The 14118-nt window shown below is 70.7% G+C and carries 16 protein-coding genes; 12 read left to right on the top strand and 4 right to left on the bottom strand.

The annotated features are described in order from the left end of the window. The first annotated feature begins 172 nt into the window (after positions 1 to 172). Positions 173 to 796 carry a hypothetical protein gene (locus AC5R91_RS17350; RefSeq protein ID WP_495392399.1) on the top strand — a complete coding sequence of 208 codons (624 nt, stop codon included), beginning with the start codon at positions 173 to 175 and terminating at the stop codon, positions 794 to 796. Here AC5R91_RS17350 and AC5R91_RS17345 read toward each other — a convergent pair. Continuing rightward, entirely contained in the window at positions 793 to 1227 is a 435-nt protein-coding gene (locus AC5R91_RS17345; protein WP_495392398.1) for a hypothetical protein, read from the bottom strand. The genes AC5R91_RS17350 and AC5R91_RS17345 overlap by 4 nt on opposite strands. Between AC5R91_RS17345 and AC5R91_RS17340 the strand changes: the two genes are divergently transcribed. The 5 genes from AC5R91_RS17340 (at position 1214) to AC5R91_RS17320 (ending at position 5078) form a co-directional block, all read left to right on the top strand. Next, the gene (locus AC5R91_RS17340) at positions 1214 to 1849 is read left to right on the top strand and encodes a hypothetical protein (protein WP_495392397.1); all 636 of its coding nucleotides are present in this window, start codon (positions 1214 to 1216) and stop codon (positions 1847 to 1849) included. The genes AC5R91_RS17345 and AC5R91_RS17340 overlap by 14 nt on opposite strands. Positions 1850 to 1915: 66 nt before the next feature. Next, entirely contained in the window at positions 1916 to 2317 is a 402-nt protein-coding gene (locus tag AC5R91_RS17335; RefSeq protein WP_495392396.1) for a hypothetical protein, read from the top strand. A gap of 137 nt (positions 2318 to 2454) precedes the next feature. Further along, positions 2455 to 3141 carry a hypothetical protein gene (locus AC5R91_RS17330; protein WP_495392395.1) on the top strand — a complete coding sequence of 229 codons (687 nt, stop codon included), beginning with the start codon at positions 2455 to 2457 and terminating at the stop codon, positions 3139 to 3141. Further along, a complete protein-coding gene (locus AC5R91_RS17325) occupies positions 3138 to 4265 on the top strand; it encodes a methyltransferase domain-containing protein (RefSeq protein WP_495392394.1) in 1128 nt (375 codons plus the stop codon). The genes AC5R91_RS17330 and AC5R91_RS17325 overlap by 4 nt, the downstream gene beginning before the upstream one ends. A 339-nt stretch (positions 4266 to 4604) precedes the next feature. Further along, positions 4605 to 5078 (top strand): hypothetical protein, encoded by a 474-nt coding sequence (locus AC5R91_RS17320; protein WP_495392393.1) that lies wholly within the window; start codon positions 4605 to 4607, stop codon positions 5076 to 5078. 242 nt (positions 5079 to 5320) lie between these two features. Here AC5R91_RS17320 and AC5R91_RS17315 read toward each other — a convergent pair whose 3' ends face one another. Next, entirely contained in the window at positions 5321 to 5785 is a 465-nt protein-coding gene (locus AC5R91_RS17315; RefSeq protein WP_495392392.1) for a PH domain-containing protein, read from the bottom strand. 988 nt (positions 5786 to 6773) lie between these two features. On the opposite strand from AC5R91_RS17315, the gene acpP reads away from it, so the two are divergent. Beyond that, complete coding sequence (gene acpP, locus AC5R91_RS17310) at positions 6774 to 7010, top strand: acyl carrier protein (RefSeq protein WP_495392391.1); 237 nt, start codon at positions 6774 to 6776, stop codon at positions 7008 to 7010. Positions 7011 to 7200: 190 nt separating this feature from the next. Then, a complete protein-coding gene (locus AC5R91_RS17305) occupies positions 7201 to 8733 on the top strand; it encodes an ISL3 family transposase (protein ID WP_495397995.1) in 1533 nt (510 codons plus the stop codon). Between the two features lie 7 nt (positions 8734 to 8740). Here AC5R91_RS17305 and AC5R91_RS17300 read toward each other — a convergent pair whose 3' ends face one another. Further along, positions 8741 to 9340, bottom strand: a complete 600-nt coding sequence (locus tag AC5R91_RS17300; RefSeq protein WP_495392390.1) for a transposase — start codon at positions 9338 to 9340, stop codon at positions 8741 to 8743. 275 nt (positions 9341 to 9615) lie between these two features. On the opposite strand from AC5R91_RS17300, the gene AC5R91_RS17295 reads away from it, so the two are divergent. The 4 genes from AC5R91_RS17295 to AC5R91_RS17280 all read left to right on the top strand — a co-directional run bounded on the left by AC5R91_RS17295 (position 9616) and on the right by AC5R91_RS17280 (position 13068). After that, on the top strand, positions 9616 to 10197 hold the full coding sequence (locus tag AC5R91_RS17295; RefSeq protein WP_495392389.1) for a PASTA domain-containing protein: 582 nt from the start codon (positions 9616 to 9618) through the stop codon (positions 10195 to 10197). 510 nt (positions 10198 to 10707) lie between these two features. Then, positions 10708 to 10920, top strand: coding sequence for a hypothetical protein (locus AC5R91_RS17290; RefSeq protein ID WP_495392388.1), 213 nt, complete (start codon positions 10708 to 10710; stop codon positions 10918 to 10920). Positions 10921 to 11693: 773 nt separating this feature from the next. Beyond that, complete coding sequence (locus AC5R91_RS17285) at positions 11694 to 12392, top strand: DUF433 domain-containing protein (RefSeq protein WP_495392387.1); 699 nt, start codon at positions 11694 to 11696, stop codon at positions 12390 to 12392. 544 nt (positions 12393 to 12936) lie between these two features. After that, positions 12937 to 13068 carry a hypothetical protein gene (locus AC5R91_RS17280; RefSeq protein WP_495392386.1) on the top strand — a complete coding sequence of 44 codons (132 nt, stop codon included), beginning with the start codon at positions 12937 to 12939 and terminating at the stop codon, positions 13066 to 13068. Here AC5R91_RS17280 and AC5R91_RS17275 read toward each other — a convergent pair. Further along, a complete protein-coding gene (locus AC5R91_RS17275) occupies positions 13055 to 14065 on the bottom strand; it encodes an alpha/beta fold hydrolase (RefSeq protein ID WP_495392385.1) in 1011 nt (336 codons plus the stop codon). The genes AC5R91_RS17280 and AC5R91_RS17275 overlap by 14 nt on opposite strands. Between the last annotated feature and the right edge of the window lie 53 nt (positions 14066 to 14118).

Genomic DNA, 14118 nt, shown 5'->3' with positions numbered 1-14118 from the left:
TCGAGTCACCCGCTGTGTCATGGGTCGTGCACGGCGGGAAACAGTCCGGCCACTTCCCCACACGGACCGGTCAGCGCCCTGCCTGCGAAGCCCCCACCCGCGGCGCCCTCGTCGTGTCCACACGCCGCGGGTGGGGAGCCTCAACCCACACCATCGAAAAGGAGACCCGGTCATGAACCACGAGAACACGGCCACGACCGCCCCGGCTCCGCCTCAGGGCGCCGTGGCACTCGTCGACCTGCCGAGCCCGCACACTGCCGGCGAGCGTGCCGCGGTGATCCTCGACGCGATCGAGGCGCACCCGGAGTTCGGTCGGCTGCGGGCGAGCACCCTGCAGTACCCGACGTGCTGGGCGACGTTCACCGGCTACCCGCTGATCGCCGAATGGGACCTCGACGCCGACGGGTCGCACCTGTTCGTCGAGGCGCTGCGCACGATGGCGATGAAGGCCGCCGTGTTTGAGCTCACCCAGGACGAGCGGGCCGCGGAGTTGGACGTGTCCGCGCCGGTCGACGAGATGGTCCACGCGCTGACCGCGCAGTTCACGATCCTGTCCCGGATTCAGCAGGACCTCACCGTCACCTTCATCCACAGCACGGACAATGAGCGGTTCCGCTACGACGAGGACGGTTACACCGACGAGGTGTACCGGGCCGCCGGCTGGGGTGAGCTGCCACGCCGCTACTGGATCGGCAAGGACGAAGCCCACCGCCGCCTGGACATCCTCTTCGAGCACTACGAGTCGATCGGCGTGCAGAGCGGCGGCCGGTCGCACTTCATCACCTTCGGCCGCTAGACCTCGGCCAGCGCGGCCCGCAGAGCGTCCACCACCAGATCGGCCGGGAACCGCTGCGCCGCGGATCGTTCGGCCGCGGCCAGCACCTCAGCCACCGCGTCGACGTCGGCGTGCCGGACCAGCGCCACCATCCACCCAGCCAGCGCATCCGGATCGTCCGGCATCGGCCCCGGGTGCGGTGCCGGTTCGACCTCCGCGGGCCAGAGTTGCCCCGCGGAGGCGTACCGGCCCGGGGGAAATCCGAGCTTGTCAGGGTGGATGCACACCGGCACCCCGCTGGCCGTGTCCCGCCGGTAGCCGGCCGTCATGTCGTACCGGCTGCCGGGACCCGGCCCATCGACGATGTCGAACCTGCCCGGATCATGGACCTGTCCCGGGCAGACCGCGCACAGCGCGTCCACGTCCCAAGGATGATCCATGTCGGAAGTCACCCGCCCATCATCACCATCCACCGGCCCGACCCGACGATCTGTCCTCACCGCGCCCCGCCCGCGGATCGTCGCCGCCGCGCTCGACATCGCCCGCCGCTGGTGCGCCGGACAGATCATCGACGGGGCGCCGGCGCTCGGGCACGCCGTCCGGGTGGCGCTCACCCTGGGCCGGCACATGCCCGACGTGCCGCCCGAGCTGCTCGCCGCGGTGCTGCTGCACGACGTTCCCGACTACGCCCGGGCCGACGTCGTCGACGCCGAAGTCGGCGGCCGATGCGGCACCAACACCCTGATCACACTGTGGGCAATCCACGACGAGCACACCACCATGAACCTCTACCGCACCGGCCCGGCCAGTGCCGTCCGCCGGCTGTCCCGACTCTCCGACGGGGTCGCTGCCGCCCTTGCCGCCGACAAGACCGTCAGCCTGCGGTACGTCCTCGCCGGTGCCCGCAACGCGCCCGACCTCGCCGCCTTTTGGGCGACTCGCCACGCATTCCTCACGCTGGTGCCCTACCTGCGTGCCTTCCATGCCGCGACCGCGCACCGCCTACCCGAAAGCCTCGCCCGAGACCTGGACCAGCTCGTCACCGACGCGGAACAGGTCTCCGCGGCCGTCTGACCGCCTACCCGCCCGGGAGGCCGCCCGCGACGGCGGCGGGCAGGCACCCAACCCCACGGAGAGATCATGTCCTGGACGGCTACAGCACAAGCCACCCCGCAGGCGCCGGCCGTCCAGGTCGCCCGCTCCGGCGCCGAGATCGTCATCCGCTACCGCACCACCGACCGCCACGATGACCTCCGGCTGCCGCTGGTGGTCTGGTTGGGCTTGGCTAACGCCACGCGGGCGGGCCGGCTCGACCGGCTCGGCGAGGCGTGGTTCTCGTGGACGTCGTCGGGTGGTCGTACCCGGCTCGACGGTGACCACGTTGTGCTCGGCTTCGGCTACCTGCACCAGCGGGAGGCGCGCCTTCCCGAGCCGGTCTGGCGGGCACTTGCCGCCGCTCTCCGCGCCGGCACCCTCGATCTTCTCCCCGCCGCGGACCAGGGTGAGCTCGGAGACATCGGGACAGCGGACGCCGAGCGGTGAGCGCGAGACTCCGGCCCATCGACACGGTCGACCCGGCCGAGTTACATCGCGTCCTCCTGTGGGCGCATGCTCGCTCGGGCTCCGCTGATCGGATGTTCACCGCGCAGCGGGTTGCCGATCGGGTTCGCGTGTCGGCCGTGGAGATGGGGATTGCGCTGGACGTGCTCGCCGTCGTCGGACTGCTCCGCGGCCAGCGCACCCAGGTTGGGCTCACCATCTACAACCGGGGCGGTCTCGCCGACCTCGGCGGTGTCGAGCAGTGCCGGCCGGGGGTGGCCGCGATCAGCCGGCGGGAGCTGTGGGCCGCCATCAGCTTGGCCTGGCAGCGTGCCGGGGCAGCGTCCACGGACGACATCGCCGCCGGGCTGGACGCCCCCGCCGGACGGGTCGACCGGACCTGGCTACACCTGCGGCTGGCCACGTGGACAGCCGCGGAACTGCTGGTCCTGACCAGCGGCCCGGCGTGGGCGCTCACCGCGCGCGGCCTCGACCAGCACGAGCAGATCCGCCGGACGCGGCTGACCGACCCGCAGGTGTGGGCGGCGATCGCCGCCGAGCAGGCCCAGCGGCGCCCCCACAGCGGCCTGAATCTGGGCGCCGTCGCCGACCGTCTCGGGGCGCCGATGCCATGGCTGAATGTCTGGGCGGATGAGGCCGCCCAAGCGGGGCTCCTGGCTCGAACCGACGGCGGATTGCTGCCCAGTGCGGCCGGATGGCAGCGAGTCGACGACTTTGTCGAGCTCCCTCCTGGACGAGAAGGAGACAGTGCGCAAGCAGGTCGAGGCCGCGCGTCTGACCCGGGTCACGGAGGAAACAACTCATGATCGAGGGATGGCAGCTCCACGCCCGCGCCCTGGCCAACGAGGTCACCCATCCCGGCTCCCGCTGGTACCCGATCGTCGCCGACACCCCGCGGCACGAGTTCGTACCCGCCTGGTGGACGCCTACCAGCGGCGGGTGGGCGCTGCGCCGTGGGCCGCTCGGGGACGCCTACTCGAACCAGTCGCTGATCACCCGCGTCGGCCGCGCCCACGCCGATCACGCGATCGAGGGCGAACAGCGGCAGGGACGACCGACGTCGTCCGCGACCCTGCCGGCACTGCTCCTGCGCATGTACCAGCACGCCCAGTTGGCCGAGGGTCTGAACATCCTCGACGTCGGTACCGGGTCCGGGTACGGCGCCGCGCTGCTCGCACGGCGCTACGGTGACGTCCGCGTCACCACCATCGATATCGACCGGTACCTGGTCACCGCGGCCGCGGAACGCCTCGCTGACCGCGGCCTGCATCCCGCCGCCCTGGAGGCGGACGCAACCGGCCCGCTGCCCGGCCTGTTCGACCGGATCGTCTCCACGGTCTCGGTCCGATCGATTCCGCCGAGCTGGTTGGCCGCGTTGCCTCCCGGCGGCCGGCTGGTCACGACCATCACCGGAACGTGGATGGTCCTCACCGCGACCCGGACCCCGACCGGGGTCGTCGGCCGCATCGCCCGGGACTGGGCCGGGTTCATGGCCACCCGCACCGGCCCCGACTACCCGCCGGCGGCGGTCGATTTCGGCGTGCTCGCCGTGCTCGACGGCGAACAGATCGGAACCGGCCGGGGGCCGGTCATCGACGTCGCGGAGACGTGGGAGCTCGGCACGCTGTTCGCGTTGGCGGTCCCGGACGTACAGCACCGCTACCGACGTGGACGCGACGGCCAGCACACCGCGATCATGGCCCACCCGGACGGGTCATGGGCACGGGCCACCGCGTTCGGCAGCGAGGCCCCGACGGTCCACCAGGGCGGGCCCCGCCGGCTGTGGGACCTGTTCGAGACCGTGCGTGACGACTGGGCCTGGCGGGGATGGACACCCTGGCTCGGCGCCCGCGCGAAGGTCGACGACGACGGCACGATCCGACTCGCCTCCGGAACCTGGAAGGCCACCATCCCCGCCGCGGAGCCCTGACCGCGGCTGGCCATCCCTGTTCCTCTCGCCACCCGGCCGGCGACGTCCCGCGCGGCGATCCCGCGCGCCCCCGCCGGGTGGCGAGGGCTACCACTCCCTGACCGGGGATAGGGGGGCGCGGGACCGGGCGCGACCCCGGTCCCGCGTGCTGGCTCGCCGGGCTCAGAGCTCCGCCCCCGCGCAGGTGAGGGCAAGCCCAGCCACCTGGTGAAAATCTGGGGTTCACCCGGTTATCCCAGGTGATCGCCAAGGGTGGCAAGCTCTCCCCCTGCACGATCTCAGGGGGGATCTGATGAAGAAGATCATGGCGGCCGTGCCGCTTGCGTTGGCGCTGGCCGGATGCGGAGGCAGCGACACAGCGCCGACGCCCGCCACCGGAGCGGCCGCGACGCCGGCCACGCACGCCGGGATGCCGACCGCCGAGCAGGTGGTGAACGCGCTACGTACGGCCGGGGCGCCGCTGGCCGCGGTGACGGTCTACACGGCCGAGTCCGACCCGAAGAAGCTGCTCGGCCGGCCGGGGGCTACGCATCCAAGGCGACGTTCAGCGACACCCGGATTCCGCCCGCCGACCTCGCTGAGGGCCTGGCCCCCGACTCGGTCGACCGTGGCGGCGTCGTCGAGGTGTTCCCGACCGCCGAGGGTGCCACCGCCCGGTCGACGTTCATCCAGGCGACTCTGCAGGGCGCTCAGGGTGTCCTGGGCACCGAGTACGACTACACGGACGGCCCGGTGCTCGTCCGGGTGACCGGCAATCTCAGCCCGGCCCAGGCCGCGGTGTACCAACGGGCGACGGCGGGCACCACCAGGTGACCGACTGCCCGCCAACCCGGTGCTGCGGGGTTGGCGGGTCGGCCACGGGTCCTCATTCCACGCACCCCATCGTCATCGTCGGGTAGATGGTTGGGTCTAACGGCAGAGGCTGCGATCGTGGAGACGCTTATCGCCTGCTGGCGCAGCAAGGAGCGGCGCTGTGTGCTCCGGCGACCACCGGAGAGAAAACGCCCGATTGGTATCTCCCGGCGGCCATCGATCCTGCGCCAGGTCCGCCGAGTCTACCAGCCTCGTGGTTGCTGCCGGGCCTGCTGCGCCATCTGGTTCAGCATGTCCCGGACCCGAGCGGGTTCGGACACGGACTGTAGGACAACAGCCTCCTGGCCCCAGCCGCGACGGACGTGGACGATGACATCCCCGACGCTTCGGGCCCGTTGAACGAGGGTCTGCCGGATGTCGATGTCGAACAGCCAGCCGAGCTCGTACTGTTCGGTTTTCGTGGTGGCGATGCCTTCGGTGACGTACAGCCGGATGTTCGTGAGCCGGTAGCGGCCTGCAGCCCGCCCGCCGGATGCCATGCCTGCCAGGGTCTGGCTGGTGGTTTCCCACAGGGTCTGCTCGCCGCCCGAGGCGGGTCCCGTCGGAGCCGGGGGAGGCGGGTAGTCACCGTACCGGGGGTCTCGCTGCCCTTGGTAAGGGGGCGGATACGGATGGTTGTAGGGCTCTGGCGGTCCTTGCCGGTTCATGATGATCCCCCCTGCGGTCGAAAGGGGGACGCTAGTAGCTGTCTCCTAGGCAAATGGGAAGAAGGGGTAACGGTTGCCGGGTCGTTGCCCTGCCCGTGGGCGTCGGCGGGCATCCCGCGACTCGCCCGTGGACCTCTCGCGGCGCCCGGCGGGCCGGAAGTCTCAGGCCGGGGCGGTGGCCGAAGGCATGCCGAGCCGACCGGCCCCAAAGTCGCCGTCCCGCGGCGCTGGTGCCCGCGTGGTGCCCACACTGCGCGGCGAAACTTCCGTTTCCGGCCGATCATCAGCGATCTTCCGTGTTCCAGGAACCACTGTGGCATAGAGGATTCCGGCAATCACTGATCCCCTCCGACTGTCAGTCCGGAGAGTTCGAATCTCTCATCCTCCGCAACGATCTTCCCGGGATCGCCGGACTGTCCAGGCTTCTGACCAGGACAACGCGATCGCCCCCGATCTCTCCCGAGACGTCTCCCGCTTCCGTGCGGACATGGTGCGGACGTCGCGTCGCGCGAGGCACAGCCGCCGCGACCGTCTCGGCCGCCTTCTGGCCCGCCGATTCCTCGGAGGATGAGCCCCCGACATGAGCACCTGCCAGGGCTTCACGGTCCTCGGAGCACCCTGCCAGCGCCCGGCGCCCCGAGGCCTCCGACCCGACGTTCGATGACTACCGCGCTGCGGATGCGGTAGAGCGTGAGCGGTTGCGTGGGGCAGCGCCCTACCGTCTAAGGAAGGCAAGATCCGCTTCTTGCTGCGTCGGCTTGTCCACAGGTCGCGATGCACGTCGGCGTACATGGTCGTCCGCCGACGACGCGCCCGTTGCTACGGGCGCTGCTACCCCCGGCCGGGCGGGCATGGCGCCAGACAGGACAGAGCCCACGTGGCGAGCATCACCCATCAGGGGTGGGCGACGGAGCTCGCTGCGTGGACCGATCAGAGAATATTGCGGGTCGTGTCCGTTCCCATGCATGTAGGAGCAGGAGGCCGTGGAGTGTCCACCGTCGAGGAGCGCGTAAAGAACGTGGTCGTGGGGCAGTTGAACGTCAAGCCGGACGAGGTGACGAACAACGCGTCATTCGTCGAGGACCTGGGAGCGGACTCCCTGGACCTTGTCGAGCTGGGCGTGGCCCTGGAAGAGGAGTTCTCCATCGGTATATCCGACGAGGACGCCGAGGAGATCAACACCGTGCAGGATGCCATCGACTGGATCAACGCGCGCCGGCGGTAGGGCGCGCTGTCGGGCTGTCCACGCGATCCGCGCGCCGTGGGACGACGGCTACTCGGTCCTGATGGAGGAGATCCTGCTGCCGCCTGCGGGCCGCGAGGGACTGTGCCGGCGCCGGCCAGAGCCTGTCACGATTTCGGCTCTGTCGCACATCCGGTGGTAGCTAACGTGACCTTCTATGTCACTATCCGTCATGGTTGGCGTGGACTGTCTGGTTGCGTTGGTGTTTTCCGGGTTGGCGCCGCTGGTCGTAGAGGACATGGCGGACGAGGGTGACCGCATCCGGGTCACGGCGCGGACCCCGGACAGGCCGGCCGCCTGCCCACGGTGCGGCGCGCTGTCGGCGCGAGTGCACAGCTACCATGTGCGGACCCTGGCGGATGTGGCGCTCGATGCGCGCCGCGTGCTCCTGGCCGTGCGGGTCCGTCGGCTCCTGTGTCCGACCCGGGGCTGTCTGCGGACGTTCCGGGAGCAGGTCCCGGGCGTGCTGGAGCGTTACCAGCGGCGCACCGTCCGGTTGGCGGCCCAGGTCGGCGTGGTGGTCCGGGAACTGGCCGGCCGCGCCGGGGCCCGGGTCCTGACCGCATTGTCGGTGGGGGTGTCGCGGCACACCGCGCTGCGCTGCCTGCTGCGCCTGCCCCTGCCGCCGTTCGAGGTCCCGCGGGTTTTGGGGGTGGACGACTTCGCGCTGCGCCGCCGCCACCGCTACGCCACGATCCTGATCGACGCGCAGACCCGCCGCCGCGTCGACGTCCTGCCCGGCCGAGGCGCTGACGCCCTGGAGGCCTGGCTGCGGGCCCATCCCGGAGTTGAGGTCGTCTGCAGGGATGGCTCGGGTGCCTACGCCGAGGGTATCCGCCGTGTCCTACCTGACGCCCGGCAGGTAGGAGACCGGTGGCACCTGTGGCACAACCTCGCCGAGGCCGTCCGCCAGGAGATAGCCGCGCACAGCGCCTGCTGGGCGAAGGCCGGCCCGCCGCCCACCGACGGGCCCCGCGCCCAGACCACCCGGGAACGCTGGCACCAGGTCCACGACCTGCTCGACCAGGGCGTCGGCCTGCTCGACTGCGCACGAAGACTCAACCTCGCCCTCAACACCGTCAAGCGCTACGCCCGCGTCCCCGAGCCCGAACGCCTGATCCGCGCGCCGGCCTTCCGCCCGACGCTGGTCGACCCCTACCGCGACCACCTCAAGCGCCGCCGGGCCGAGGAACCCGCCGTCCCGGTCCTGCGCCTGTTCCGCGAGATCAGAGAGCAGGGCTACACGGGCAGCCACAACCTGCTCGTCCGCTACATCAACCAGGGGCGCCTCGACGGCGACCAGCCCGCGATCTCCCCACGCGCCCTGACCCGCCTTCTGCTCACCAGGCCCGACACCCTCACCGACCCTCAGCGCGACCGGCTCGACGCGCTCACCGCCGCCTGCCCCGAGATGACCACCCTCGCGGACCTGGTCCGCGGCTTCGCCGCGCTGCTCGACCCAGCCGACGGCAACAACGATCTCCTCACCGCATGGATCACCACCGCGCAGGCCGCCGACCTGCCCCACCTGCACGCCTACACCCGCGGTCTCGACCTCGACCGGGACGCCGTGAACAACGCGCTCACCCTGCCTTACAGCAACGGCGGCACCGAAGGCGTCAACACCAAGACCAAGAAGATCATGCGCCAGATGCACGGCCGAGCGGGCTTCCCGCTTCTCCGCCACCGGATCCTGCTCGGTTAACTCTCAGTCACCACCGGATGTGCGACAGAGCCGTCGTCATGACACGCCCGCCGGCCATCCCGCCGGTGAAGCCGACCACGGCGCCCAAACGACTGCAATTCTTCGCCGAACGGTTCGGTGCCGACCATCGGCTCGCCGAGCCACACCGCGTCCTGCATGTCCCGCCCAGGGTCGTCGTCGACGTTCTGCCCGTCTTGTCCTTCCCCGCCGCCCCCTTTTTCCGGGTCTTCTCCTCCTCGGCAGCGGCCTGTTCCAACACGTCGATCACGTCGGCGGCCAGATGCATCCCCGCGGCGTCGTGATGCGCCCGGGCGGTCGTGGAGTCCACGCTGACCAAGGACAGATCCACCTCACCCCGGCGCGCAGCCTCGGCGATCATGCCTTCTAGCAGGGTTGTGAACACCCCGGCGTCCCGGCACTGCCGGAACCGGTTGGACACCATCGGCCACGCCCCGAACTCGACCGGCATCTCCCGCCACGGGCTGCCCGTCCGAAACCGCCACAGCACACCGGCGAACTGCGCCCGCAACCCCGCCGGGTACGGATCGAACTCGCCGATCGGCAGATACGGCTCGATGAACTCCCACTCGGCATCCGTCAACTGCACCCGCGTCATACAAGACGATCTACCGGCCCGGCACCCGAAACCACGGCAAAACCGGCAGAGAGATCACAACAAGATACACACCCTAGACCCCAGCTCAGACGGCGTGCTCGCGGCCCACGCTCGGCCGCTGTCCGCCCTGGACGGCATCGCCGAGCTACGCGCCAGACTCCCGCGACCCCATCAACGCATCGTCAACCATCGAACGCCTTGAGCGTCCGCTCCAGGGCCGATCGCTAGCATGCGCCCTCGGACGTACGAAACGGGGGAATCGCACTATGAGTTACGGCTATGACGACCGGGGCTATCCGCCCAACGATCGTGCCGGCTGGCGTGATCCGCGCTACGACTATCCGCCACCGGCCCGCGATCAGTATGCCGGCCACCGCCCGTCCACATCGCCCCCGCCGCCAGAGAAGAGGGGCCTTTCCCGCAACGCGAAGATCGGAATCGGCGCGGGCGTCGCGATCCTCCTCATCGTGATCGGCGTCGCCGCCGGCGGGGGAAACGGAACCTCTACCGCTCCGGCCGCGGCCGCCGCGGTGGTCGCCAATTCTCCCGCAGCCACAGCACCCGCAGCCACAGCACCCGCAGGCTCCGCGCCGGCAGCAGCGGTCACTGCAGCTCCGGCCGCACAGAAGGCCGTGCCGAACTTGGTCGGGCTGAACCATCAGACCGCCCAGGACACCCTCCAAGCGGCCGGCTTCTACAACCTGGCGGAAGAGGACGCGACCGGCCAGGGGCGGTTCCTGGTATTGGACCGGAACTGGCATGTCGTTTCCCAGCAACCCGCAGCCGGAACAGTTATCAGCACCGACGCGCAGGTGATGCTGCGGTCGAAGAAGTACACCGACCCGTGAGCCCCCACCGCTGACGCGGCGAAGCCCCGGCCCTTGACGAGCCGGTGAGTTTCTGGCAGGACCGTGCGTATCGGCCAACGAGCCGCGCGCCGAGGTTCTCGCTGGCCGGCTGTCCGCCCACGCCGCAATGGTGCGCGCAGGCTTTCGGCCCCGGACCGTCTCGGTGACTGTCCCCGACATCCGGGTGGGACGCCAGCCGGCGGCTGTAGGTGCCCCAGCTACCCTGACCCCTTTCATCGAGGGGGGCAGATGAGGACACGACGCGCATCATTGGCGCTTCTGGTCGCGGTGGCGGCCGCCGGCTGCGGGAGCCGGGCCCACGATCCGAGAGACGTCCAACCAACGCGGTCCGCTGAGGCGATCCAGCGAACTCCCGCACCGCCGAGCCCGACCCCGGTCCTCGACGCCAAGGCCGGGGATGCCTGCACGCTTGTTGACGCGGTCGTCGGCGGCCGAGACGCCCCGGGGTGGTCTGGAGACCCCTCGGAGCGGTTCGGCGCCTGGAGCGCGATGTTCACGGGATGGCTGCAGGCCCAGACCGCAGCCATGGAATCCGAGAACGAGGAGATCAAGCAGATGGCCCTGTCGTGGGTGGGCAAACACAACCAGGCGCCTCCGTCCACCCCGGACAGCGCGGCGAACCCGGGGCAGGTGGAGCAGCTTGTCTCGTGGTGTCTGGCCCACGGCTTCGCGCAGCCCCACTCACGCGGCGGGAGCGCGTAACGCTGAGGCCGCCGAACCGGCCGACGACAGACTGTAGGCGCTTCCCGGATCCGGGAAGCGTACTCTCGTCGGTGTCCTGGCCGGTGAGGCCGAACCGCCAGGAGCACGGCCGTACGCTGATCTATGCCACCCGGGGCCGCCGAGCCGGGAGATGGGGACCCGGACCCAACCGCGGGACGCGAACGCTCACCGGCGCGTCCCCCAGCAGGGCACGCGCCACAACGAGAAGGGCGTCCACACCGTGGACACCTGGCGGCCGACCCGCGACGTGCCAGCCCAGACAGCAACCATCCCGCCGTGTGGCTCGAACCGGGCCAGGTCACGGAGCGTCACGCCGACGAGGGAACGCCCGGTGCGGACACCCGGCCCACTTTCAGCCCCTCGACGGCCATCGTCCACACCCGTCCGCGACGCGAAACCCTTTACGTTGCAGGTACTTCCGCCTACTCGCACTCGCGGCCACTCGGCCGATGGGAAAGTTCGAATCTCTCATCCTCCGCCAGAGATCTTGACGCCCGGTCAGGGCGTTTGTTGTGGCTTGGTCTGGGGGCTCAGACTAAGCCACGATCGGGCGGTCTCAATCTTGGTCTCATTCCTTCCTTCTGGGGCGTTCCGTCGAGCCTCGCGCCTCCTCCAGAGCCGCGGGCCGAGCCTGGTGGTCGTCGCCGGGGACCAGCACGCCGACAACGTCCGGTCGAGGCGGGGTGGTCCGATAGCGGCTCGGACGGCGCGTGCGGGTGCCGTCGACCTTGCTGGTGGGCCATGATGTTGGGGTGACCGTCAGGGTGGTGGACCGCGAGGTCTACTCGATGAGCGAGGCGGCTCGCCTGCTCGCGGTGAGCCCGGCCCGCCTGAGAGGGTGGATCGACGGCTACACCCGCGGCGAGATCCACTATGACCCGGTGATCCGACCGGAGCGGACCGGGAACGAGGCGGTCACCTGGGGCGAGTTCGTCGAAGCCGGTTACCTCCGGGAATACCGCGTCAAGGGGATCTCCCTGCAGAAGATGCGGATCGTCGTGCAGCGCCTGCGCGAGCGGTTCGGCGTGTCCTACCCTCTCGCCCACGCCAAGCCCTACGTGTTCGGGATGGACGTCGTGCTCGCGGTCCAGGAAGAGGTCGCCCTCGGCAGCTCGCTGTCCATGGTCCGGATCAGCGACGGGCAGCTGGTGCTCGCTCCGAAGGCACAGCACTTCTTCGACATGGTCGAGTTCGCGCCGGGTGCTGGCGTCGGCGAGGATGAGGCATTGCGCTTGTTTCCGGACAGCACCGCCCGGCAGGTCGTCCTCGATCCGCTGCGGCAGTTCGGTTCCCCGGTGGTGCGCAGCACTCGCACGGCGAACCTGTACGAGCTGTGGGCTGCCGGTGAGTCCATCGCGGAGATCGCCGAAGCCTATGAGCTGCCAGATGCGGACGTCGAGGCTGCGGTGCGCTACGAGAGTCGCCTCCGCGGGCAGGAGATCGCAGCCTGAGCATGGACGCCGGTGCCGCATTACGGCCGCGCTTCTTCGTTGACGAGAACACCCTCCCGCTGGGCAAGGCACTCGCCGCGGTGAGGCCTGACGTTCTCCACCCAGGCCACCGGCGTTGCTGACACGCGCAGGCATCGGCGAACTGAAGCTGCCCACGTTGCCCGCCGCCGAGGGCTGACCGACCCGATCGATCGTCGATCTTCAAGGGGGGTCTCACTGATCCGTTCTCCGCGGATCTGGACCGCTCGCTCAGGATGACTCCGGCTGCGCGGCGGGATCGGGTTCCGGCCGGTGTGAGCCCAGAGTGAGGGCGAGCGCGTGCACGTCCTGGTGCCAGCGGCGCAGTTCGGTGGCGGTCGGTGAGAGCTCGTACGGGTGGTGGTGAACCGCGCGGGACAGGGATTCCCAGAGGTACTCCGCCGCGGCGGGAGGCTCGGGGCCCAGCGCGCGAATGCGGGTTCGGCTGATCGAGGCCGGTCACGCGCCGGCGGAGGCTGAGGCGTGGGCGGTGACGCGGGCAGGGTGGGCCGTGGCGGATCACGCGTTGTCCGCCTTTGCCGCCTTCGTCGTTGGCCTGTGGTCGTACCGGTCGGTCACCGATCACAACCGTGGCGTGCGCCGGGCTCGGGTCGCCCGCGAGTACGCGGCCTGGCGGGCCGGCATCACCGGCGCATAGAGAGGCGGTGAGCCTGGGCGCGCTCGCTTGTTCGTCCGGCCTTGGGGGTGCGCAGCGTCAGCTTCGTCCGGTGCCGGGATGTCCGCCGAGCCGGCCGGGCGCGGGCCACCAGCTCGCGGATGCGGGTGCTGACCTCGTGCGGGCGTTCCAGGATGACCGCGTGTCCGGCGCCCTCCTCGACCGAGAGCTGAGCCCTGGGCAGGGCCTCGGCCAGCGTCCGGCTGTGCGCCAGCGGGGTCATGACGTCGGCGTCGCCGACGAGCAGCAGGGTGGGGACGTCGCGCAACGCACCGGCGGCGGCGAGCCGGTCGTGGTCGAGCAGGGTGGGCAGGAAGGCACCCACCACGGGAATCGGGGTACTCGCGATCATCTCCTCCAGGGAGTCGACGACCGGCTCCGGCACCTGGGTCGCGCCGAACCCGAGCCGCCGGGTCAGTGCCCGCGACACGCCGCTGCCCCGCCAGCGGATTCGTTCCAGCAGCGACGGGGCGTGCTGCATCCCGACGGCCACCCCGGGCAGGACCCGCCGTGCGGCCGCGGTGACGGTCGCCGGCAGCCCGAACGCCAGGCGGGCCAGTTCGCCCGCGCTCGTGGACAGCAGGGCCACCGCGATGATCCGGTCGCCGAACAGCTCCGGGTGCGTCTCGGCCAGGCCGAGGATGGTCATGCCGCCCATCGAGTGGCCGATGAGCACGACCGGGCCGGTCGGCACCCGGTCGTCGAGGACCCGGTGCAGGTCGTCGGCGAGCTGGGCGATGGTGCAGTGCTCGACGTCGGACGGGCCGGACCGGCCGTGCGCGCGCTGGTCGTAGCAGACCGTGCGGCCCAGGTCGGCGAGGTCCCGGCGCTGGAAGTGCCAGGCGTCCGAGGTCATGCAGAACCCGTGGACGAAGACCAGGGTCAGCGCGGCGTCCGACGGCCCGGCCTCGGTGACGTGCAGCCGCACCCCGTCGGACGCGGTCACCGTCGTCTCCCGGTTGGCGTGCGCGTCGGCCACCGCGGACTTCGTCGCCCGCCGTGCTCGCCTCGGGCGCTGTGCCTGCTCCGGGC

Source organism: Frankia sp. BMG5.60 (genome assembly GCF_059428125.1).
Note: the sequence above shows the minus strand (reverse complement) of the source record. Positions and strands in the feature narration are given on the sequence as shown.